A 23,445-nucleotide genomic window follows, 5' to 3' on the forward strand; every position below is an offset into this window, starting at 1 on the left:
ATGATTAGAGTGTGTACAATTGTGGGTGCGCGCCCGCAATTCATCAAAGCCGCCGCGGTATCCAGAATCATCGCGAAACGGGCTGATGTGGATGAAATCATCATCCATACCGGGCAACATTACGATGCCAATATGTCGTCGCAGTTTTTTGACGAGTTATCCATCCCGCAACCGGGCTACCATTTAAACATTGGCTCAGGCAGCCATGGTCATCAAACAGGGCAGATGCTGGCCGCCATCGAAGAGGTATTAATCAAAGAGAAACCCGATTGGGTTCTGGTTTATGGAGACACCAATTCCACGCTGGCGGGTGCCTTGGCGGCGGCTAAACTTCACATTCCTGTGGCGCATGTCGAAGCGGGACTGCGCTCGTTTAACCGTAAAATGCCCGAAGAGATTAACCGCATCACGGCCGATCACTTAAGCCAGTTATTGTTTGCTCCCACAGAAAACGGCAAACAGCAATTACTGAAGGAAGGGATTGACCCCAGACAGATCGTTAATGTCGGCGATGTGATGCTCGATGCGACGCTGTTTTACAATGAACTGAATGCCTCAAGGCAAACCAAAGTCGATGAGTGGCAACTTCTCGCTAAACCGTATGTGTTGGCAACCATTCACCGTGCTGAAAATACTGACAATGAATCACGGCTGCAGAATATCTGCAATGCCCTGATTGAATTGAGCAAAACTTACCGGATTATTCTGCCGTTGCACCCACGCACCCGTGCTGCCTTGAGCCGGAAAAGCTATTTTTCAACGCTGGAAAAACAGGTTTTTCTGACCGAGCCGGTTGGCTATCTCGATATGCTGGCTCTCGAAAAGCATGCGGCCTTTATTGTGACCGATTCCGGCGGCGTGCAGAAAGAAGCCTATTTCAATCAGGTTCCCTGCATCACGCTGCGCGATGAAACGGAGTGGGTTGAGCTGGTGGAGGCGGGTTGGAATCAATTGTGTTCGCCGGATAAGGCGTATTTATTGACTGAACTTGTTAATTGCAATCAACGAGTGGAAGGGGGCTCGCCACTCTATGGTGATGGTAATGCAGCGGAGAAAATAGTAAACGTTTTAGTTGGATTTAAGCTATGAAAATAATAAATCACTTGGTAAATCCTTTCCTTTCAATTATTAAACACTATAGTCTATTGAAAAACTCAATCGTTTCCGAACTTGCCAAGCGTCATGCAGGTTCAGTAATTGGGATATTCTGGTTTATATTGTACCCGTTGCTACTATTTTTTATTTATTCAACCTTATACATTGTTATTTTTCGTGTTAAACCCACTGACATGAGTACTAATACCTATGTCATTTATATTATGAGTGGCCTGCTGCCATTTCTTGGATTTTCTGATGGATTGACTGCCGGAACTACATCTTTATCCAGCAAAAAATCCCTTCTTCTTAATACAGTTTATCCATCAGAGTTTATTCCTTTGCAAGCTGTGGTGGTAAATTGTATGACATTATTTGTAGGTGTTCTATTGTTGATTATTGCTAATCTGCTCTGTCTAAGGACTATAAGCCTAAGCATTTTGGTATTGCCCGCACTCATTATGCTGCAAGTAATGTTTACAACTGGTATTGTTTGGGTTTTGTCCATTCTTAATCTAGTACTTAAAGATATCCAACAATCACTTTCTTTTGTCACCATGCTCCTTATGATTGTAAGCCCCATCGCTTATACACCCGCTATGGTTCCTAAGACATTGAAATTAATTATTTATTTAAATCCATTTTCGTATTATGTATGGTCTTATCAAGACTTATTTGTAGAAGGTGTCATAAGCTGTAATTTTTTAATCGCTACATTTATTAGTATATTTTGCTTTAGCCTTGGTCATTATTTTTACGATAAAACTAAAAAGGTATTTTATGAATTTGCATGATAAGGCCATTGAATTTAAGAATGTCGATAAAACGTATAAACTTTACAACACTCCTTGGCAGATGATGCTAGATGCATTAGGACTCAGTAAAGGAAATAATTACCAACAATTTTTTGCTTTAAAGAATGTAAATCTTACTATTCATAAGGGTGAGAGAGTTGGAATAGTTGGACGAAATGGGGCAGGAAAATCGACGCTATTGAAATTAATGACAGGTAATTTTTTACCAACCCAAGGTGATGTTGCTGTAAATGGTAAAATTCAGGCATTGATGAGCACGGGCTTAGGATTTCATCCTGAATTTACGGGGTTGGAAAACATCAAAGCTTCGCTCATATACAACGGATTGACTCAAGACCAGTACAACGAAGCAGTTGAAGACATCATTGATTTTGTTGAATTGGGAGATTTTCTATATCAGCCAATCAAAACATATTCGCTTGGCATGCAGTCTAGACTCTATTTTGCAACAGCGACAGCAATAAAGCCGGATATCCTTATTGTTGATGAGGTTTTAGGTGCTGGTGATGCGTATTTTAGCGCTAAGTCAGCTGATAGGATGAAAAAATTAACGAGTTCAGGATGTACCTTACTTCTTGTTTCGCATTCAACTGCTCAAGTTTTACAATTTTGTGAAACTGCAATTTGGCTGGAGTGTGGTGAAGTTATTATGCAGGGTAAAGCCATTGATATAGTAAAGCGATACGAAGAGTATACAAAAAGATTAGAAATTGAGAATCAAGTTAACAATAAGCTATCTAATAAAAAACCTGCGCCTATTATTCAATCGAAGTGGCTTCGAGAGAAATTACTGAGCCAGGTTATTTCTCAACATACATCCACCGATTCTGATAAATCTGACTTGTTACTTAATGTCATTGATCAAAAAGACAGTGATGTTTCTCGTTGGCCATCCTTAATTGATGGTTTGAAAATAAAGGAAATTAGATTACTGGATCGATTCAATGAAGAAATTTCTGAAATCAATTCAGGCGATGAATTAACTATACAATTTACTATTAGGGCGGATAAGAAAGATAAATTTGATGTCTATTTTGTCGTTTTACTTTTTACGGAGGATGGTCGTTGGCTTTCTCGTCACTGTAGCCAAAAATACACTTTTGAGCTCCATGAATCGGATGAAGCCACAGTGAAATTGGTTTATAAGAATACCTTATTAGGTAATGGTAAATACATTTTCTCAGCAGCTATTTATCAAACTTTGGATTTGTATGATTTATCAACAGCCACTTATTATGATTTATTGTCTAGAAGCTACCAGTTTGAGGTAAAAGGAAAATACAAGGATGACTGTACTTTATTCTATCATCCAGCGGAGTGGTTTGTCAGTGAGGATGATAATAATAAGATACAAACAGCTGAATTATTTAGTGAGATAGATTGATGAAATTAAATATTCTCTTTCTGTGCAATAGGCCTCTATTAGGTAATGATGCAAATACGATTGTTGATCATATTGATGCTTTTGAAAACTATTCAAGCCATAAGATTTGGGTACATTCAGGGATGGGAGATATAAGCAGCAAGTTAGATTTTAATAAATTTGATGCAATTATCATTCACTACTCTTTATGTATTTTAAATGACCACTATCTTTCTAAAAATGCTAAGAAAAGAATAGCAGACTATAAGGGACTAAAAATTATTTTTGTTCAGGATGAATATCGGCAAATCAATACTATGAGGCAAGAATTAAAATCTTTAAATGTCGATGTATTGTTTTCTTGTTTTTGTGAAGAAGAAATCAAGCGAATATATCCAGAGAATGAATTACCAAGAGTTTCTAAATACAACAATTTAACTGGTTATATCCCTAAGAGACTTCTAAATTATGATAATGTGAAGCCAATCGCCGATCGTGCTATTCACGTGGGTTACCGTGGGAGGCGCTTGCCATTCTGGTATGGAGAATTAGGCTTTGAAAAATGGGATATAGTTGAAAAATGGAAGAAACATACAATTCACGAAAAATTGAATGTTGATATATCTTACAATGAAAGCGACAGAATATACGGTGAAAATTGGATTGAGTTTATAGGAAATTGCAAAGCAACACTAGGGGTTGAAAGCGGCGCCAGTGTAATGGATTTTACTGGAGAGCTTGAGAAAAAAATTGAGAAATACCAATTTCTTCATCCGCGGGTAACTTTTCATCAAGTTCAAGCTATGTTTTTAAAAGAACATGAAGGAAAATTTTATCTTAACCAGATTTCACCACGGTGTTTTGAGGCAATAGCACTTAAAACGGCATTAGTATTATATGAAGGAAACTATTCAGGTATATTAAAGCCCGAAAGACATTATATTGAATTAAAAAGGATTTTAGCAATATTCATGAAGTTTTAGAAAAATAAAAGACAATGATTATCTACAGAGAATTGTTGATAGAGCTTATCAAGAAATTGCCTTAAACCCTCAGTATCATTATAGTGAATTTATAAAAAAGTAGATGATCTTATTAGCAGGGAATTTACAGACCGCAATAAATCAACTGCCCATACGTTCTACACTGAAGACCAATTTAGAAAGCATGTTCATTATATTTCCTTAAAGACTATTTATACAGATCGCTTGATTATGTATCAAAAAATGCCGGTAAATATAAAGTTTTTAATTAAATTGCTATTAAGACCTAGGAATACAATCCGCATGATTGGAAAAATTATTTTAACGTAAAGTGGATTTATGAATAAACCTAATGTATTATTTTTAGCTGATACCACGCATAATGCTGGTGCGGTTCGCGATCATATTCATGCAGTAACTTCTTGTAAAGACATCGAATGGCATATTGAAAATCCTTTAATCAATAAAGTGCTAGATAAATTAAATCTATCATTATTTGATGCTATAGACACATACTCTATTAAACCCTACAATAACTATTATTTATCAGATCATTTAAAAGAAAAGTTTCCCAATTCAATGGCTACAAGTTTATATTTCTTCAGGATGAATACCAAAATGTGAATAAGGTGCAGGATTATCTTTATGAATTAAGGTTACCACCTTATTTACGTTAGTTAATAAAAATACTCTATCACGTGCTTATCCTGATCCTAGATTAAGGGAGTTAGAAAAAGTAACTGTTTTGACTGGATATGTTAATGATGAGATGAAAAAAGTTTCTTCACCTCAAATTAAAGATCGCGTTATTGATGTATCTTATCGAGGAAGACGTTGTGATTATTGGTTAGGAAGCTTAGCTTATGAGAAAGAACTTATAGCTGAACAATTCCAGCGACGAGTTGAAAGCAAAGGACTTTCGCTTGATATTAGTCTTGAAGAATCACATCGTTTGTATGGTGAAAATTGGCTAAATTTGCTGAAAAACTCTAAAGCTGTGCTAGCTACTGAAAGTGGTGCTAGTATTTGGGACTTTGATGGCCAAGTAAAGAAGGAAACCGAACGCTTCTTAACAAAAAACAAAAATGCTGGTTTTGATACTGTTTATGAGCATGTTCTAAAAAGCTATGATGGTGTTATTGTTTATAATGCCATCTCACCCCGAGTATTTGAGGCTGCAGCAACCAAAACTCCAATGATTATGTTCCCTGGTCACTATAATGGTATATGTAAACCTGGAGAACACTATATACTTTTAAAAAAGGATTTTTCAAATATTGATGAGATTGTTGAATTGTTAAGGACTATGATTATTTGCAAAACCTTGCTGATAATGTATTTAATGACTTAATCCAGTCTGATTTATATCATGCTAGTCAGTTAGGTAATTTGGTTGGCCGAAAGATTTTGACCTATCTAAAGAACTTAAGTTTTAATTCTTGTGCTGCGGATATAACTACTAAAATGCAGTCAACCAAAAAAATATAAACTCTTAAATAACATTAGAATGGTTTTAATTGAAGCGTTGTTCATTAGTGAACAAGATTCAAGCTTCGATCGAAAAATCTCTATCAAAGAAAGCTTAAAACTCTTCATAACGGCATCAAGCGTTACATTACTTATTTATCTCCTCGACTTAAATAATTATGTTTAAAAAGTGGAGCAATACTTCTCCACTTTAACCATTGACTATTATCAAAAGATAATGTCTTATTTTTCTTAATATTGGATTAAAAATACGAACTCTTTGTGTTAAAAATTCCTTATCTTAGAGAGAATAATATTTTTATTGATAAATAGATAACCTTTGTACAATGGATTAAGCAGATGTTTTATGATATGACGCCAAATACTTAAAACCTTTACGTGATTTTGTGATCTAATCTGGGCAGTTGAAAGGGCTAAATGTTTATCCATAACAGATATAATAAATGGAGTTAATTTAGATTTCAAAAGATGAAATTCAGTTATTTTCTCAAACTCAGAGGAGTATAGGCGTGTTCAACAACTACAACTTTAGACCGAATTTCTTCATCAACCAAATTATCAAATAGTTTAACCATATTTGTATAATTATATTCTGATTAAGTATTACTTCATTGTATGCACATTCTATAATATCCTTCGCTCGCTTTTCATCCTGAATATAGCCTACAATCTCCTCCATATTACTGTGATCCTTAGCAAGGGGCACATAATGGCGGTAGGGTTTTAATACTCCTGAATACTCTCCCTCATATAGAATCATCAATGTACCCAAGGCAGCTGCTTCAAAACAACGAGGAGAAATGACATTCATCATGATTTTGCAATCTTCATTTTTGAAATAAAGATCTCTGATTTCTTCAAAAGATGTGTCAGGATAGGAATCCAAATGTGCTTCTACATTTTTCTGTATCTCGCCTGTGAAATCACATAGGCTTGCTCCGCTTTCAGTACCTAATACAGCTTTACAGTTCGATAAAAAATCGAACCAATGGTCACCGTAAATCCTATCGTGTTCCTTATAAGAGATATCGCAAACCAAGTTATAGTTTCGAGCATCCTTTAAAAATAGATCGGCTATTTGCCATTTTTGTTGTCCGTGGACACCAATCCAAGGTGATAATTTTCTTGCGCGGTAACCTACATCGATAGTACGAAGTCTATATGGCTTTTTGGGCAAACCAATTAGTTTGTCAGTTACATACCCGGCAAGGACAGTTTCTCTACGCTTAACTGTGGGGATTCGACTTGGTATATAAACCTGATCAACAATTTGCTGATTTGCCAGGCCGAAAATAGCATCTACCCTCATGTAGTCCAATGCAGAAAGGGTTGTGTATATCCAGCGATAATCATCTTGGATATACACAACCTTAAGACCAGGGAAGTCTCTAATACGATTACGAGTAGATGGTGAAATAAAATGATCAAATGCAACACATATTGAATAATGGATGACAATAACATGAAACTTATTCAGGTCAAGCTCATCAGGAAAATCCCCAAGCATATTTAATATATGAACATTATGTTTGGAAAATTTCTCAAAAGCAAAAATATGATCGCCTATTGTGGAGGCTGTTGCTCCTTTATAATCACAGAACAACAGCACCTCAAGTTTTTTATCAATGTATGCGGCCATATACTCGGTTCCTATCTTTTAACTAAGCACAGACCTCTAACTCTTGCCAAACCAAGTAAATCATTCGGATTATAATGCTTAGCTACTGTCAGTACTTTGTCATGAAAATCAGAATAGCCTTGGGCATTTTCATGACCGACTAAAGATGGGTAAACAATCCTTGTAAGAAAATCAAAACAGCCTGTATGAAACTGATCAGCAATTTCATAATCATGGGCAAGGTGATTTTGTATTTCATTAAAGTGTGAGTAAAAATTAATTGCAGCAGGTTTTAATTCTGGTAAGGAGACGGCTTTACGCAAAGCATTAATTTCATTAAACCCATCTATGTAGCCCTCAACCAGCAGTATTTTTCCACCTGGTTTTATGTGCTTCTTTAAATTATCCAAAGCCTGAATCTGTTCTTGCAAATTTGATAGATTAATTAAAACCCGTACACAAACAATAGCGTCGTATTGTTTACTCAATTTTGTAGGTTGAAGCAAATTATCATGAAAGAAATGATTATTACTCTCACCAAAATTTTGTATCGCACTATTAATCATGTTTTCTGAATAATCAAAGGCATCAATATGAGCGACATGTTGGCGTAAGGTACTAGTCAGGAATCCATTACCACACCCGACTTCTAGTATGGAATCATTTTTTGATAAATTCTTTAACAGGAAATCTGTTTCCAAACTGCGTTGTGCAATATCGGCTATATTAACGGCTTTCAAATTCCTTTCGTTGATTGCACGAGCATCCCAAAACATATCCGTGTTAGTTTATACATTATGTTCTCCTTATTGATTCGTAATTAGTATTAACTTAAAACTAATTGATCTCTTCTAAGAGATGTTCTCTAGTGATTTATTCGCAATTATGTTTGAGTAAATTTAATTAGTTCTTGAGTAAAAATAGGTAAAATATGATTAAAGTAGGCAACATGACCTTGGATGCTTAAATGGATACCATCGGGTAAAATTAGTTTCGAAAAGTCATGATTTAGATCAGTAAAATAGGTTCGCCAAAAAATTTCATGATCAACGAGAATAATATTCTTTTCCCTTGCTACATCACGAATAATTTCATTGTATTCTTCATTTTTAGTTTGGTAACTAAAACTTAAATTTTTGTATTTTGCTGTTTTAGGGGTAGGATGATTAGTGCCGAGCAAAATGCTTTTGATCTCTGATTGAATTGCTCTATCAATTATCTCCAATAGATTAGCTTTAAACGCTGCTATACTAACTCTCGGACAACCGTTATCTGTTACCCAATGATTACAGTCATTCATGCCAAACTGTATATAGAGGATATCGACAGGATTGGATTGAATTTGAAAACTCATATCCTCCAATGCTTGTCGTGTTGTTCGACCATTCACGGATGGGTTTTGAACAATAACGTTATTAAACTGTTCCTCTAATTTGCTAGTTAGCAAATTGATCCAAATGTTTGTTGGAGAAACAAACTGCCCAAAGCAAATGGAATCTCCAAAAAAATATATATTCATACATAACCTTAAACAAAACATAATTCTTAGTATCAGAAATTATTACGCTTGAGTTGTCATAGCACTTGCATACTTATCCTCCATGAGTAACAAACAGAGTTTATTCTATTTTTTGTGCAACAACAGTCAATTCAAGAGGTCTAAGGAATAATCTTAATAATTTAGAGTTGTATAAATTAATGTCAGAGTCATTAGTTAATTTTTTTCGCATATGGCGCTGAAACTTCATAAAGTTGTCCATACGCTTTTGATTTTTTAACCACCAATATTGAGGTGTTTGTAAAGAAAACGAACTGACTTCAAATTTTTGAATCTTAAGTTGGCAAAAACGAAGTAGACGTTTAATATTCTTTTTATCAAAATCTCTAAGGTGAGCAAATTCATATTTGCACCCATTTTGCGCAGCATAATGGATTAGATTTTCTTTATAGGGTACTCGAATAATCACTGTTCCCTGGGGTTTTAGTGATTTTTGTAGTGAGTGTAAAAAACCTCCCAAATTTATCACGTGCTCCATAATATCGGTACATGTAATAACATCAAATCTTTCTTTGAAAGGCAAATTTTCTGCATTTGCCTGATATAACGAATAATTGCTATTCGATAAATTGTGAAGGTACGGTAGAGATACATCGACTGCTGTTATAGAGTTTGGATTACTTGAAGCAACTTTTTTTAGTAAGAATCCTCGACCACTACCGATGTCACAATAGTCTTTCCCCTCCAAGGCCGGACATAGGTTGAAGATTTTGTCTGCTTGAATTTCAATATAGCGATCTTCAATTAGAGACGTGCTCAAATCATCATTTGCAAGTTTTTCATAATTCTCTATGTAACTGGTAAATAGTGGACTTGATCGGTCTTTTGAGCTTAGCATTTGTGATATATTATTTATCTTCGCAAATTTCCAAGAACATTTATCGCAATTTTCGCCTTCTGCTGGTAAGCATTCATAGCAATCAGGGCATAACAGCATATTTAGTATCCTTTTACTCGAATTCAAAATAATTCAATACTAAGCCTATCAACCTAAGGTACAACATGATTGAAGCAGACCATGTTAATAATTGTGTGACAACTTTATACTTCAATGCATTTTGAAATGCAACCAAGTTTTATATTTGCTAGAGATAAGTATTCCATCTACCCCGAAAGCAAAATTAGTATCTTTAGGTTAATCTGTGTAGTTGCCCTTGTTCCGGACGATCTAATTTAGGTGTGACAGCTCTGCAGTATTCACTTTGAGCCGTCATCACTTCCCCTTTACCAGGAGCAAGGTTGTTGAAATTGCCAAAAATAGCAAGTTGAGTATTCAGTGGATCATGTAATGTAATGGAATCATGCTTAATATTTTGACAACGCTACGGCCACTCTCTGGCTTTTGTATGCTCGCCTGGTAGGCCAAATAAAAGTTGTCAGGGTGTATACACCAAGCTTTATGCAGCATGAGGGGCCGTCATTCCAGGCAGATAAATCTCCTGAATTATTGATGCTTTTTTAAGCTACACAACACTTCCTTCTTTTATTGGAATAGATTATTTTGATATTGCATATGTAACTGGTTCCTAGGTAATTATGTTATGAACGCGTTGACTCTTTGTATAAAAGTGACCCTTCTTTTAGGAATGTTAATAATTGTGGTGCATTCAGCTTCGGTTGGAGTATTTGATGTCAATCAGTACTGTGAGTATAAAGACATTTTTAAATACAGTGCCTGTATGGCCGAACATTCTGTACAGGGTATCAATTACTCAATGGCTAACACACTATCAAAAGATGATTTGAATATTTACAGGGCGCTAGAGGTTATGAATCTCGTACAAAATATGGCTAGTCCTGGCCGTTATGCCTATCTGGCTAAAAAAAATTCAAATCAAAGGTTATCAATAGTCAAGCCCTCATTGATGCTTAAAAGAGGCTATGGTATTTGTGGTAATCATCAAGAAATGTTTTTAGCAATAATGAAATTGCTTAAAATTCCATCACGTTCAATTGATTTTTACTATGCAAGCAATAACGGCAAGAAATTTAGCCATGCAGCGGTAGAGGTAAAAATTGCAAATAAGTGGCGCTATTTTGATGTTACTAATGGCAGTATATGGTTAAAGGAAAGCAACAATTTGTCCAGCATCTTATCTATTGAAGAGATAATTAAGCGAAAAGCACATGTATTAACAAACCTCAATCCATGGTATCTGCATTTTAAATATCCAAACAGTACTATTGACCCCTTAAGTTATTTACGGGGTAAGAGTTTGCAAATTGTAAGGAATAAAGGAGGGCTATTAATTGTACCAGTAGACAATAACCAAGCTAATTTTGATGGTCTATTTAGATACATCGGTATTAATGATCCTGAGCATCCTCCTCTACGAATTAAACTTGATAAAGTAACACGCATCATGTATGCGGTGATTAATGTAGCGGGAATTGGAGGGCAGTGTATGCATTCTGTACTTAAAACGTCTTCTGGTGTTTATCCTATACAGGTAGGAAAAACATTAATAAAGTTGCTGCCTAATAGTGATTTGGCGATAAAAGGAGACGACAAGTTATGCTATATCGTAATTCAAAGTATTGAATTGGTTCCGGATGAAGAAGCCCAACTAGCCAAATCCCCTATAGAATATGGGGTATTAAAATTCATGGCTCATCTGAACTCGTATTTAATGAATACTAATTACAATATAAAGTCACATGGTTTGACCAATCAGAATGAGATTGCTATTATGCTAAGCCACTGATGCCTGCCCAAGTATTTAACAGCGATGTATCAGATTGTAAAAAAATAAATAAAGGAATAGGTACCTATGTGTGGTATAGCGGGAATTTTTAATCTTAAGGCCGCTGCTGTAGAACAGCTTGAGAAAAAACTTCAGGTGATGAACAAGCTGATTGCCCATCGCGGGCCGGATGATGAAGGGATTTGGACGAATAAGAACAAAACAATGGGTTTGGCGCACCGCCGCCTGAGTATCATCGATCTGTCTCAGCATGCTCATCAGCCCATGTTGGCTCCCACCGGTGAAGTCATTGTTTACAACGGTGAGATTTACAATCACGTCGAATTGCGGCAGGTTCTCGCCGCCCACTGGACATTCACCACCCGTTCCGACACGGAAGTGATTCTGGCGGCCTACAAGGTGTGGGGCGTTGACTGCGTCAAACAGTTTAAAGGCATGTTTGCTTTTGCCATTTGGGATGGTCAAAAATTATTCTGCGCCCGCGATCATTTCGGCATTAAACCCTTTTATTACACCGAACAGGACGACACGTTTTACTTTGCGTCCGAAAGCAAGGCATTATTGCCTTTCCTGCCGTCGATTAAAACCGAGCGTCAGTCTTTCGCCGAATACATTACTTTCCAATACCCGATGGGTAACCGTACCCTGTTTAAAGGCGTTCATCAGTTAGAACCTGCGCACGCCATGCTGATCAGTGCCGAAGGGAAGAAAGTATGGCGTTTCTGGGATGTGCATTACCACATTGATTACGATCACACCCCCAAGTACTTTTACAACAAACTGGAAGAGATTCTGCATGAATCAGTCAAACTGCATACCCGCGCGGATGTCAACATCGGCGCTTATGTCAGCGGCGGGGTCGATTCAAGCCTGATTGGTATCCTGGCTACTCAGCAGAAAGGGGAAGCGCTGCCTTTCTTCCATGGCCGTTTTCTCGAAGACAAGGCTTATGATGAAAGCGAGTACGCGCAATACGCGGCGCAACTTTGTGGCACCAAATTGCAGGTTCGCGACATCACGTCTCAGGATTTTGCCGATACATTCCGTAAAATCATTTACCACCTTGATTTTCCCGTCGCAGGCCCCGGGGTGTTCCCACAGTACATGGTGTCGGAAATGGCGTCCAGGCAGGTTAAAGTCGTGCTTGGCGGCCAGGGTGGTGATGAGATTTTTGGCGGCTATGCCCGTTATGTCATTGCCTATTTTGAGCAATGCATGAAGGCGGCCATTGAGGGCAACTACAAAAAAGGCAATTTCGTGGTGACGGCGGAATCCATTATTCCCAACCTTGAAGTGTTAAATGCCTATAAGCCCCTGCTTAAACGATTCTGGAGCCATGGTCTGTTTGAGCCTCTTGAAAAGCGTTACTTTACACTGGTGGATCGCGGCATGGACCTGGATGGGGAAGTGACCTTGACTGCGGCAGAAAAAGAACACGTGTACAATGAATTCATTGAGGTGTTCAACGCGGCTAAATTCGAAAAGGCAGAATCCTATTTCGACAGCATGACGCATTTTGATTTTAAATGCCTGCTGCCAAGCCTGCTTCATGTCGAGGACCGGGTAAGTATGGCTCATGGGCTGGAGGCGCGTGTGCCTTTCCTGTACTATCCGTTGATTGAATTTGCAGCGACTGTTCCGGCTAACGTGAAATTTGCCGATGGTCGCATGAAGCACATGCTAAAGCAGACTTTTGCCAGTATTTTGCCCAAGCAAATCTTAAACCGTAAAGACAAAATGGGCTTTCCAGTTCCATTAAATGAGTGGATTCGCGGTGATTTGAAAGAGTTCGTTTTCGACATACTGCACACCGGCTTGTCAAGGAAAGACAGTTTCATTGATTACCAGCGGATTATTAATACCATTGATGATTCAGGCAAATTCAGCCGTAAAGTGTGGGGCTTTTTATGTTACGAGATGTGGCATCAGGTCTTCCATGATCAAGCCCATACTTACCGCGCCATGCTGAATCACAATAATGAATACGCAACCATAGGAGAAAAGTGAATGAGAGTTTTAATTACAGGAGGATCCGGTTTTGTCGGATCACATTTGGCGGACAGATTATTAGCCAGAAACGACGAAGTGCTGGTTATCGATAACTTTTCCACCGGTCGCCGCGACAATTTAAAACCTCACCGTAATCTGCAGATGGTTGAGCAAACCATTGCTGACACGGCGGCAATGGATCGAATTTTTACCGAATTTAAGCCGGATGTTGTTGTCCACGCTGCGGCTTCTTACAAAGATCCGGACAACTGGGTTGAAGACTGCAAAACCAACGTTTTAGGTACCATTAATGTGTTGAATGCGGCTAAAAAAGCCGGCTGCAAGCGCATTGTTTATTTCCAGACTGCACTTTGCTATGGCTTAAACCCCAAAGAACAACCCGTTTCACTCGATCATCATTTCGATGCCCGTGGCAGCAGTTATGCCATCAGCAAGACCGCCGCTGAACATTATGTCGAACTGTCCGGTTTAAGCTTTGTTTCTTTCCGTCTGGCCAATGCTTACGGCCCCAGAAACATCAGCGGTCCGCTGCCGACGTTTTATCATCGTCTGACTTCCGGCAAGGCCTGCTTTGTAATGGATACCCGCCGTGACTTTGTATTCATCAAAGACCTGGTGGATTGCGTAGAGCGTGCTGTCGATGGTCAGGGCCAGGGTTATTACCACATTTCTTCCGGCAGCGACTACTCCATTAAAGAGCTGTTTGACGCCACCCTGGCGGCTTTGAATATTAAGCTGGATAATGAAGTGGAAGTGCGTCCCCGTCATCCCGACGATGCCTTCACCATTCTGCTTGACCCATCCAGAACCAACAAGGATTTCTCCTGGAAAACCTCCACACCGTTGGTCAATGGCGTTAAAGCGGCGATTGATTATTATAAAGAATACGGTATCGAGCAAACCTTTACCCATCTTCGTTCAGAAGAAACAGAACCAGCATAAATGGTTACAGGTATGAAAGAGCAGGCTTTAGCCTGCTCTTTTTTTGCAAAGAATCATTGAGGATGAATCATGACCAGTTTTTCAGGAAAAAAAATACTCGTTGTCGGCGGGGCCGGCTTCGTAGGCAGTAATTTAACCAATAAACTGCTTGCTTTGGATGCAGCCAACGTCATTGTGGTTGATAATTTGTTATCGGCTGATATTTCGAGAGTCGCCACGCACCCCAATCTGGACTTTATTCACGCGTCCATTACCGAGGATGCAGTGCTTTATCGACTGCCGAACGATTTAGACTATGTTTTTCATTTAGCCACCTATCATGGCAACCAGAGCTCCATCGAAGATCCATTAAAAGATCATGAAAACAATACGCTGACCACATTAAAGCTGTTTGATCGCATCAGTAAATTCAAGTCGCTTAAAAAAGTAGTCTATTCCTCTGCTGGCTGTGTTGTGGCCAAGAAAACCTTTGATTATGCGGAAGCCACGGTTGAACAGGAAGACGTGTCCCTGTACCTTGACAGCCCTTACCAAATGTCAAAAATATTTGGCGAGTTTTACGGCAACTATTATTTCATGCGCTACAACATGCCTTTTGTCAAAGCACGTTTCCAGAATGTGTATGGACCGGGCGAAATTTTAGGCGCGGGTCAATGGCGGGGAAATGCCAATACCATCTGGCGTAATGTCACGCCCACCTTCATTTTTAAAGCCCTGCACAACCAGGCGTTGCCTCTGGACAACGGCGGGATTGCGACCCGTGATTTTATTTACGTGGATGACATTGTCGACGGCTTGATTGCCTGTGCACTGAAGGGCAAAGAAGGCGGTGTTTACAATATTGCCTCCGGTGTGGAAACCTCCATTCTCGAGCTGGCCACCATGATCAACGAAATCACTGGCAATACCGCGGCTCTGGATAAATTGCCGCCCCGAAACTGGGATCGTTCCGGCAAGCGCCACGGCGATACCAGTAAATCAGAACGCGAGTTGGGTTTTAAAGCCCAGGTTTCGTTGCCGGAAGGGTTGCAACGCACCGTGAACTGGACTAAGGAAAACATGAGTACTATCAAGCAATGCGTAGCCAAGCATGCGCGTTATGTCCCTGAAATTAAACCATTTATTGCATAAAGGACAGGGTTGATTTCTTGTCATCCCCCGCGCTGTCGGGGGATCCAATTCCTTCTGTACTTTAATTCCATCCATTTCCGCTGTCTTCAACGCTAAGAAGCATCCCCTTTTCCATAAGCGCAAAGGCCAGAAGAATAATAAGCTAAGGCGGGAAGGCTCAGAGGACAGCAGCGGCGCACCTGGCCGCTCCGTTTTACTCAAGACAATAATATTGACCAATAATTCATCATTATGATAATATTATTTTCATTTGTTCACTGGAATTCCCATGCAAACCAAAGAAGAACTTCTTCAACCCATCGTAGCAACGGCGCTGTCTGCAACCCGTTTGATCATCCATGGTACTCAAATCGCACGGCATACTCTTTTTCCTTCGCAAGAAGTGGCCGAGGTAACGACCATTGGGCAGCGTGCCCAAGCGGAAATTGAGAAACATGCCACAGCCATCGCCAATGATCTTGCGTCGATCCTGTTAAAGAAATAAAACAGCCCCTTGGTTATTCCGCAAAACAATACTGCTTTGCACTCTCGACCCCGGGTTGATCGAACGGGTTAATCCCCCAGATCACACTCTGTGTGTATATTTTATGCTCATACAGCGCAATGAGCTCCCCAATGGCAAAAGGAGAGCAGGAATCCAGAGTCATTCTGGTGAGCGGCACATTGCCTGGAATGGCGGCATGGGGGCTGGTTTCTGATTTAACACCCTGGGTTAGCACCGTCACTTTCATGTCGCAACTTTGATTAATCAGTTCGCCCTCATTTTCTTTTATCGTCAGTGTATCAATGGCTACCCGATGTGTTCCCTGGCAGAGCAATTGAAAATAGCTGTGTTGCGCCTGATTACCCAATCCACCCCAAACAATCGGACCGGTGTGGTAATTGACGCGCTCCCCGGCCTGATTGATGGATTTGCCGTTGCTTTCCATGTCCAGCTGTTGGATGTAATGGGGGAAGTAGGCTAAGCGTTGAGAATAAGTCAGCAGCAGCAAATTATTAATGTCTAAAAAGTTAATGTTCCAGATCCCGGTCAAGGCGAGAAGAACGGGCATGTTGCTGGCCCATTCAGTCTGTAAAAAATGCTGATCCATGCTGAAGGCGCCAGCAAGAATATTCATAAAATGCTCATAACCGATGGCAATCATGGTGATTAAGTTAATGGCAGAGCAAAGGGAATAGCGGCCGCCTACCCAGTTCCAGATAGGCAGGGTGTGGCTGAAGCCCAAGGTCTTGGTTTTGGGAATATTGGCGGTTACAGCGATAAAATGCCTGTCCATGCGCGAGCGATCGCCAATCCAGGCGATGGCCTTGTTGGTATTGTACAGGGTTTCGCGGGTAGTAAAGGATTTGGATGAAATGATGAACAACGTGGTTTCGGGCTCAAGCCCCGCAACGACGGAATCAAATGACAGCGGATCCACGTCTGAAATGAAATGATAACCCAGATGGGACGCGGTGTAGGATTTTAATGCGTCGATACAGAATTGCGGGCCTAAATCCGAACCGCCGATGCCGATATTGACAATGTCTTTAATCGGTTTACCGCTAAAGCCAAGCCATGTGCCGCCACGGATCTTTTCTGCATACTGCCGCGATTGTTCTCTGGCTTCCTCGATGTCGATGAGGATATTACGGCCATCGACAATAATTGGCTCATGGTGCAATTGCCGCAGTGCTGTGTGCAGGGCAGGCTTGTTTTCACTCTGATTAACCCGGCCGCCTTGCATCAATTGCTGAATACGGTCACGTAGTTTTCGCTCTTCTGCTAATTGAATCAGGCCTTGTAAAATGGGTTGATTAATCCGTTGATTGGTTAAATCCAGAGTAATGAGGCGATTGGAAACGATTAATTCCTGATGGCGATTGGGATTTACGTTTTTTAACACAGGTATCGGCGTCTGAACGATGGATTCCACCTGCTTTTGTAAACTAATCCATGCATTTAATTTTGTTAATTGCATCATGCTGTTATAATTATTTTTTTATAAAAATACCATTGTTGACACGGAATGAAAATGAAATTTTTTAATCAGGACAAGCAATGATTCCAATGGCATCGTATGGCTTCCTCTTCTTCCTTTCCTGCGTATTCACCGGTTTTGTCCGGCGCTATGCCCTGACCACTAATCTTCTTGATATTCCCAATGCACGCAGTTCCCATACAATCCCTACGCCACGTGGCGGTGGTGTTGCTTTTGTGATTTGTTTTCTTGCAGCCGTGGGTTTATTTCTGATTCAGCAGCGAGTCTCACCATCCATGGGCCTTATTTTCATGGGGCCTGGATTTCTGGTGGCCTTGCTGGGTTTTCTCGATGATAAATACCAGTTACCCGCAGCGTATCGTTTAATCGGTCATTTTGCCTTAGCAATTGGGGCTGTTTTGCTATTGGATAATTTTGCAAACCTTCCTTTTTTTTCCGCGCATCGAGCGTGGCTTTGGATAGGTCAAATTCTCGCCGTTTTTTACCTGGTCTGGGGATTGAACCTGTTTAATTTCATGGACGGTATTGACGGTCTGGCCGCCGCCGAAACCATTTGTGTCTGTTCAGGTGGCAGCCTGTTGTATTTTTTACAGGGCAATACAGAACTTGCGGCTCCTCCACTGCTGCTGGCCGCGGCAGTTGGCGGGTTTTTAATCTGGAACTTTCCACCGGCCCGTATTTTTATGGGGGATGCCGGTAGTGGTTTCCTGGGGTTTGCTGTGGGGGTTTTTTCGCTTGAGGCGGCCGTTCATCAGCAGCGGCTATTCTGGTGCTGGTTTATTCTGGCTGGCATTTTCTTTACCGATGCGACCTTAACTCTCATCCGCCGTGGTTTACGTGGGGCTCATTTACTGGAGGCGCATCGCACCCACGCCTATCAGCATGCCGTGCAATATTACGGTAAACATTGGCCGGTGACAGTGGGCGTGATTCTCATTAATCTGTTCTGGCTGCTTCCTATTGCCGTGATGCTTGAGCGGGGCTCTCTGGGGCTTTTACCCAGCCTGATTCTCGCCTACCTTCCGCTTTTTGGCATTGCATGGTCGTTTCGTGCGGGAGAGGAGAGGGCTGATAAGGCATAAGGCTGCGACCTTCCGCTCTCAGCGACAAGTGACTGCCTGATCATCAACTCGATTGCACAGGGCGAATAGACAGCTGCTTCAGTCTAGCGCCCCTTACTTTTCGAAATAAAAAAATTTCTTAATAATTTGTTAAGATAGGTTGTGTAAACTTACAATCAGAACAGTTGAGATTGATTGTTTTTTACACAAACTGTAGTCACCAAGTGCACCATGGACGCAATCTATGGAATAGATTGGGGGCTGCTATAGAAGGGAGATTTATAACTATGCTAATTTTAACTCGCCGTATTGGTGAAACCTTGATCATTGGCGATGATGTTAACATCACAGTACTTGGTGTAAAAGGAAACCAGGTTCGCCTTGGTATCAATGCCCCTAAAGATGTTTCTGTCCATCGTGAAGAAATTTATTTACGTATCCAGCAGGAAAAAGAATCCGATTCTGAAGAAACGGTATAACACAGAATACATCGCAGTCGTCCAGTCCCGGATGAAATAATCTAGTCCGGGACAAATCCCTCTTCCTCTCTCCCGTTTACATTGCTGACAACGACGCATCGCCTGACGAAAGAAAATGCTTATGCCCCTGTGAGTCCAGCAGGCACAATTGCCCTGCGTCATTTACCCCCAGCGCCTGTCCCTTTAGCGTGCCTGCCGGTTGCGATACGGTGATGTTCTGACCTTTGAGCAAATCGACGTCAAGCCATTGTTGGTGAAATCCTTTAAATCCTTCTGCCTTGAATTGTTCCAGGTATTGAGTCAGGCTGACAATCAAGTCGGCAATCAGAGGATTGCGATCAAGATAGCGTCCGGTAATATCGTATAAAGAGCACCAGGGTTTATCAGAAAGCGTTTCCTTTTTAGCGGAGGAGTTGACATTAATGCCGATGCCGATAATTAATTGCGCATTGCCATTGCTTTCTGCACTGACCTCGATCAGCACACCGGCCAGTTTTCTGTTTTGCCAAAGCAAATCATTCGGCCATTTTACACCAATTCCCTCCTCGATGTGATTACGCTTAAGGCAATGCAAAAGGGCTAAGCTGACGACCAGGCTTAAACCGGACAATTGCGACAGGCACTGATTCCATTCACAACGCATGGAAAAATAAATATTATCGCCAAAAGGAGAGGACCAGTGTCTGCCAAAGCGGCCCCGACCCTGCGTCTGCTTTTCTGCACAGCAAACGGTTAAGGGGTGAGTGAGGGGGAGGTTTTTTAAATAGCTGTTGGTGGAATCCAGTTCAGCAATCAGATGAAAATCAATCACGGTACTCAGCGAATGCTCAGTTAAGCGGTGGCGGATTAAGTCCTCGCTAAGCAGGATGAGTGGAGTCAGCAATTGATAACCCCGTTGCGGGATGCGTTTAATGGCGAGGCCCCAGGCCGTTAACTGGCTAATTTGCTTCCAGATGGCTGTGCGGGTAATCTGTAAAAAGTCACCCAAATCACTGCCGCTGTGGCATTTACCATCGCCCAGACGGTGTAATAGCTTGATTTGCAGGGGGCTTAACTGTTTCATGGTTTTCCTGAAACGAGAAATGGATGATTGGGTTCCTCAGGCAACGTGCTCAAGGTGCGATAATACCAATCCGTGACCTCCGGATGACAGCATAGCGCAGCGCAACAGGCCGCGGCAGGCATAAACGAAACCATTTGCCAGTGCAGCGAATGCAGGGCGTCGTCAATGAGAACGGGTTGTTGAGGCAAGATGGGTACCTCAAATTGCCGGGTTGGATAGGATAAACCTAGGCCAAGCACCTTAATGAATGCTTCCTTTTGGGCCCACACATTAAAAAAAGCCAAAGGCAACAGCCTTTGCGGTAATTGCGCCAGGGATTGATTTTCTCTGGCTGAAAACGAATGCCTGGCCATCCCATAATAAGGCCTTGCGGAAAAATGCTCAACATCAATGCCTAACGGGGTGGTATGTCCGACAGCCAGGAGGGCGGTGTCACGGGAATGACTTAAGTTAAACTGCAGGGAAGGGTGTTCAGGCAGATAAGGTTTTCCCTGTTTTAAATAATCAAAGACTAAGTTTTTCGCGGAGGTATCAAGATAGTGGGCAAGAATAAGCCGCATCATGGCCCGGGCCGTGGTAAAGCGGCGTCGATGCCTGGGGAAATAATAGCGGTTGGCGCGTGAGGTTTCCTGTTCATTAAGCAAGGATTGAGCCCAGGCTGGCTCGATAGCCAGCGGGAACTGCCAGACATCAATGCGCTGCGGGTGCAAATCGCTGTCGTGCAAGGGCAGGGATTTAAACAGGGATTTACTCATAAAAAGGGATCAACGGTAGCGTCAGAATGCAGTTAAAGGTATCATAGCGCATGATAATAAATTCGCCAACGGGTTACGTATGAGCCTACAATTTTTGGATTTTGAACAGCCAATTGAAGAGTTAAATCAGAAAATAGAAGCCTTGCGCATGGTTGGAAGCGACAATGAAGTCAATTTGAGTGAAGAAATTGCTCGCCTTGAAGCCAAATGCGAAGAATTGACCGCTTCCATTTTTTCCAATTTAGAGCCATGGCAGGTTGCACAAATGGCAAGGCATCCGCTGCGCCCGCAAACCACGGATTACATTGAAAGCATTTTTACGGATTTTCAGGAGCTCCATGGCGATCGCCATTACTCCTCCGCCCCGGCCATCATTGGCGGCATGGCGCGTTTAAATGGCGAACCGGTCATGGTGCTTGGGCATCAGAAGGGCAAGAAGACAAAAGAAAAAGTCTATCGCAATTTTGGTATGGCACGCCCCGAAGAATACCGTAAAGCCCTGCGACTAATGAAGCTCGCTGAGAAATTTGAAATTCCCATTTTTACTTTTATTGACACAGCCGGCGCTTACCCCGGAATCGGGGCGGAGGAGCGGAACCAATCCGAAGCCATTGCCCGTAATTTGCTGGAAATGGCCAAATTAAGAACCCCCATCCTGTGTACAGTCACGGGCGAAGCCGGATCAGGCGGTGCGTTGGCTATCGGTGTTGGAGACCGGGTTTTCATGCTGCAGTACAGCATTTATTCTGTGATTTCACCCGAAGGTTGTGCCTCCATTTTATGGAAAGACGCCGCCAAGGCCAGTGAAGCGGCCAGAGCCATGGGCATTACCGCCGATAAAATTTCCGAATTCAAACTCGTTGATGGGGTAATCAAAGAGCCTTTGGGCGGTGCACACCGTAACCTGCCCGACATGACGTCCCGTTTAAAGACCATGTTGAGCGAGGAATTGCGATCGTTAAAACGCCTGCCCATGGATACCTTGCTTGAACAGCGTTATCAAAAATTCATGGCCATGGGTGCCTGTGACTGACAAAAGCCAAGCGCCAGACTGGCTGCAGGATCTGGCGGCTTATGAGCAGCTTTTTGTTGGATTTAGCGGTGGATTGGACTCCACCGTGCTGCTGCACCGCTTAAGCCGACACCCTGGCGTTATCAAAAAAGTAACAGCAGTGCACATTAATCACGGTTTAAGTCCTAATGCCTCATTATGGCAGGATCATTGCGAGCGTCTTTGCAAGCAATGGCAGGTGAATTTTCTTGCCCTCTCTGTTCATTGTGATCAGCGGGGTAATGTGGAAGAGGCAGCCCGTGTTGCACGTTACCAGGCCTTGGGTGCTCTGATTAAAAAAAACAATTGCCTGCTGATGGGGCATCACCTCGATGATCAGGCTGAAACCCTGCTTCTTCACCTGTTTCGTGGTGCCGGTGTGGACGGTTTGGCAGCGATTCCTGAGAAAAGCAGCGTGGGCGAGGGGGATTTACGACGGCCTTTACTGAGCTGCACCCGCCAGTCACTGCAAGCGTATGCGCTGGAACATCAGCTGTGTTTTATTGAGGATGAAAGTAACACCAATACCCGTTTTTCCCGCAATTTTTTAAGGCAGGACATTTTTCCTTTGCTTAAAAGTCGATGGCCGGGGGTCGCCCGCAATCTGGCGCGTACGGCCGAGCATTGCCGCCTGACTCAGGCTAATTTAACGGATTTGGCGCACCTGGATTGCCCTTCCCTGGCAGAAAAATCCCGGGTGCTGCCGCTGGCGCCGCTGCTGCGTTTAAACAGAGCCCGTCTCGGCAATGTCCTGCGGACGTGGTTACGTCAACACGATGTTCGCATGCCTAACACCGCGACGTTTAATCGGTTAATGGATGAAATGATCCTGGCTGCACCCGACAGCAATCCGGAAATCCATTGGCAGCAGGTGACAATCAAGCGTTATCAACAACACCTTTACCTGTTACCGTCAGAGACTGGATGCATACCGATTTTGCCCTGGACAACCTTCCCAAATCCGCTTTGTTTTCAAGGACGGGGGACATTAACGGCAGAAACCGCTGATGAGGGGCTATTTATCCCATCCGGCAGCCAACTGGTTATTCGTTTTCGTGAGGCCGGTGAAACGTTCTACTGGCATGGGCAGAACAAATCACTGAAAAAATTATTTCAGGAGTGGAAAATTCCCCCCTGGCAGCGACAGCAGATTCCTTTGTTGTATGTTGATAATCAGCTTGCGGCGGTGATTGGTTATGCCATTAGTGATCTTTTTTATCAGCGCCGGGCAGGGCAGTGCTACAAACTGAGCCATACTATTATTAACAAATAGTTAATTAATGTTAATCAAATACCCTATTTATTGAAAATTTCGGAATTATTAAACTAAGCTCCTTAGTGCAGGA

The 23,445-nt window shown here is 41.7% G+C and carries 22 protein-coding genes; 15 read left to right on the forward strand and 7 right to left on the reverse strand.

The window, feature by feature from the left end:
- The 6 genes from wecB (at nucleotide 1) to GH742_RS05620 (ending at nucleotide 5,607) form a co-directional block, all read left to right on the forward strand.
- On the forward strand, nucleotides 1–1,089 hold the full coding sequence (gene wecB / locus GH742_RS05595; protein WP_239005290.1) for a non-hydrolyzing UDP-N-acetylglucosamine 2-epimerase: 1,089 nt from the start codon (nucleotides 1–3) through the stop codon (nucleotides 1,087–1,089).
- Nucleotides 1,086–1,889, forward strand: a complete 804-nt coding sequence (locus tag GH742_RS05600) for an ABC transporter permease (RefSeq protein ID WP_203456466.1) — start codon at nucleotides 1,086–1,088, stop codon at nucleotides 1,887–1,889. Before wecB ends, GH742_RS05600 begins: the two co-directional genes overlap by 4 nt.
- On the forward strand, nucleotides 1,876–3,294 hold the full coding sequence (locus GH742_RS05605) for an ABC transporter ATP-binding protein (protein WP_203456467.1): 1,419 nt from the start codon (nucleotides 1,876–1,878) through the stop codon (nucleotides 3,292–3,294). Before GH742_RS05600 ends, GH742_RS05605 begins: the two co-directional genes overlap by 14 nt.
- The gene (locus GH742_RS05610) at nucleotides 3,294–4,256 is read left to right on the forward strand and encodes a hypothetical protein (protein WP_203456468.1); all 963 of its coding nucleotides are present in this window, start codon (nucleotides 3,294–3,296) and stop codon (nucleotides 4,254–4,256) included. Before GH742_RS05605 ends, GH742_RS05610 begins: the two co-directional genes overlap by 1 nt.
- Before the next feature lie 339 nt (nucleotides 4,257–4,595).
- Nucleotides 4,596–4,880, forward strand: coding sequence for a hypothetical protein (locus GH742_RS05615; RefSeq protein ID WP_203456469.1), 285 nt, complete (start codon nucleotides 4,596–4,598; stop codon nucleotides 4,878–4,880).
- 145 nt (nucleotides 4,881–5,025) lie between these two features.
- The gene (locus tag GH742_RS05620) at nucleotides 5,026–5,607 is read left to right on the forward strand and encodes a hypothetical protein (RefSeq protein WP_203456470.1); all 582 of its coding nucleotides are present in this window, start codon (nucleotides 5,026–5,028) and stop codon (nucleotides 5,605–5,607) included.
- Nucleotides 5,608–6,264: 657 nt separating this feature from the next.
- Here the strand turns inward: GH742_RS05620 and GH742_RS05625 are convergent.
- The 4 genes from GH742_RS05625 to GH742_RS05640 form a co-directional block, all read right to left on the reverse strand.
- Nucleotides 6,265–7,383, reverse strand: a complete 1,119-nt coding sequence (locus tag GH742_RS05625) for a glycosyltransferase (RefSeq protein ID WP_203456471.1) — start codon at nucleotides 7,381–7,383, stop codon at nucleotides 6,265–6,267.
- A gap of 11 nt (nucleotides 7,384–7,394) precedes the next feature.
- Entirely contained in the window at nucleotides 7,395–8,138 is a 744-nt protein-coding gene (locus GH742_RS05630) for a bifunctional 2-polyprenyl-6-hydroxyphenol methylase/3-demethylubiquinol 3-O-methyltransferase UbiG (protein WP_203456472.1), read from the reverse strand.
- Nucleotides 8,139–8,245: 107 nt separating this feature from the next.
- On the reverse strand, nucleotides 8,246–8,881 hold the full coding sequence (locus tag GH742_RS05635; RefSeq protein ID WP_203456473.1) for an SGNH/GDSL hydrolase family protein: 636 nt from the start codon (nucleotides 8,879–8,881) through the stop codon (nucleotides 8,246–8,248).
- 100 nt (nucleotides 8,882–8,981) lie between these two features.
- Nucleotides 8,982–9,857, reverse strand: coding sequence for a bifunctional 2-polyprenyl-6-hydroxyphenol methylase/3-demethylubiquinol 3-O-methyltransferase UbiG (locus GH742_RS05640; RefSeq protein ID WP_203456474.1), 876 nt, complete (start codon nucleotides 9,855–9,857; stop codon nucleotides 8,982–8,984).
- 604 nt (nucleotides 9,858–10,461) lie between these two features.
- Between GH742_RS05640 and GH742_RS05645 the strand changes: the two genes are divergently transcribed.
- The 5 genes from GH742_RS05645 (at nucleotide 10,462) to GH742_RS05665 (ending at nucleotide 16,192) form a co-directional block, all read left to right on the forward strand.
- On the forward strand, nucleotides 10,462–11,625 hold the full coding sequence (locus GH742_RS05645; protein ID WP_203456475.1) for a transglutaminase domain-containing protein: 1,164 nt from the start codon (nucleotides 10,462–10,464) through the stop codon (nucleotides 11,623–11,625).
- A gap of 66 nt (nucleotides 11,626–11,691) precedes the next feature.
- A complete protein-coding gene (asnB, locus tag GH742_RS05650) occupies nucleotides 11,692–13,632 on the forward strand; it encodes an asparagine synthase (glutamine-hydrolyzing) (RefSeq protein ID WP_203456476.1) in 1,941 nt (646 codons plus the stop codon).
- Entirely contained in the window at nucleotides 13,633–14,577 is a 945-nt protein-coding gene (locus tag GH742_RS05655; RefSeq protein ID WP_203456477.1) for an NAD-dependent epimerase/dehydratase family protein, read from the forward strand. It begins immediately after the preceding gene.
- Nucleotides 14,578–14,646: 69 nt separating this feature from the next.
- Nucleotides 14,647–15,708: an NAD-dependent epimerase/dehydratase family protein gene (locus GH742_RS05660; protein WP_203456478.1), complete on the forward strand. Its 1,062-nt coding sequence runs from the start codon at nucleotides 14,647–14,649 to the stop codon at nucleotides 15,706–15,708.
- 268 nt (nucleotides 15,709–15,976) lie between these two features.
- Nucleotides 15,977–16,192 (forward strand): hypothetical protein, encoded by a 216-nt coding sequence (locus GH742_RS05665; RefSeq protein WP_203456479.1) that lies wholly within the window; start codon nucleotides 15,977–15,979, stop codon nucleotides 16,190–16,192.
- A gap of 13 nt (nucleotides 16,193–16,205) precedes the next feature.
- Here GH742_RS05665 and pgi read toward each other — a convergent pair whose 3' ends face one another.
- Complete coding sequence (gene pgi / locus GH742_RS05670; protein ID WP_203456480.1) at nucleotides 16,206–17,672, reverse strand: glucose-6-phosphate isomerase; 1,467 nt, start codon at nucleotides 17,670–17,672, stop codon at nucleotides 16,206–16,208.
- A 77-nt stretch (nucleotides 17,673–17,749) separates the two neighbouring features.
- Between pgi and GH742_RS05675 the strand changes: the two genes are divergently transcribed.
- Nucleotides 17,750–18,772: a glycosyltransferase family 4 protein gene (locus GH742_RS05675; protein ID WP_239005291.1), complete on the forward strand. Its 1,023-nt coding sequence runs from the start codon at nucleotides 17,750–17,752 to the stop codon at nucleotides 18,770–18,772.
- Between the two features lie 266 nt (nucleotides 18,773–19,038).
- Entirely contained in the window at nucleotides 19,039–19,230 is a 192-nt protein-coding gene (gene csrA, locus GH742_RS05680; RefSeq protein ID WP_108293583.1) for a carbon storage regulator CsrA, read from the forward strand.
- 76 nt (nucleotides 19,231–19,306) lie between these two features.
- On the opposite strand, the gene GH742_RS05685 is transcribed toward csrA, so the two are convergent.
- Together GH742_RS05685 and GH742_RS05690 are read right to left on the reverse strand one after the other, a co-directional pair.
- Nucleotides 19,307–20,293: a biotin--[acetyl-CoA-carboxylase] ligase gene (locus GH742_RS05685; protein WP_203456481.1), complete on the reverse strand. Its 987-nt coding sequence runs from the start codon at nucleotides 20,291–20,293 to the stop codon at nucleotides 19,307–19,309.
- Nucleotides 20,290–21,048, reverse strand: a complete 759-nt coding sequence (locus GH742_RS05690; protein ID WP_203456482.1) for a 4'-phosphopantetheinyl transferase superfamily protein — start codon at nucleotides 21,046–21,048, stop codon at nucleotides 20,290–20,292. The genes GH742_RS05685 and GH742_RS05690 overlap by 4 nt, the downstream gene beginning before the upstream one ends.
- A gap of 79 nt (nucleotides 21,049–21,127) precedes the next feature.
- On the opposite strand from GH742_RS05690, the gene GH742_RS05695 reads away from it, so the two are divergent.
- Both GH742_RS05695 and tilS read left to right on the forward strand, forming a co-directional pair.
- Nucleotides 21,128–22,081 carry an acetyl-CoA carboxylase carboxyltransferase subunit alpha gene (locus GH742_RS05695; protein ID WP_108293589.1) on the forward strand — a complete coding sequence of 318 codons (954 nt, stop codon included), beginning with the start codon at nucleotides 21,128–21,130 and terminating at the stop codon, nucleotides 22,079–22,081.
- Nucleotides 22,074–23,372 (forward strand): tRNA lysidine(34) synthetase TilS, encoded by a 1,299-nt coding sequence (gene tilS / locus GH742_RS05700; RefSeq protein WP_239005292.1) that lies wholly within the window; start codon nucleotides 22,074–22,076, stop codon nucleotides 23,370–23,372. Before GH742_RS05695 ends, tilS begins: the two co-directional genes overlap by 8 nt.
- The last annotated feature ends 73 nt before the right edge of the window (nucleotides 23,373–23,445 follow it).

The sequence above is a fragment of the Legionella sp. MW5194 genome, from assembly GCF_016864235.1.
In the GTDB taxonomy this organism is placed as follows: domain Bacteria; phylum Pseudomonadota; class Gammaproteobacteria; order Legionellales; family Legionellaceae; genus Legionella_C.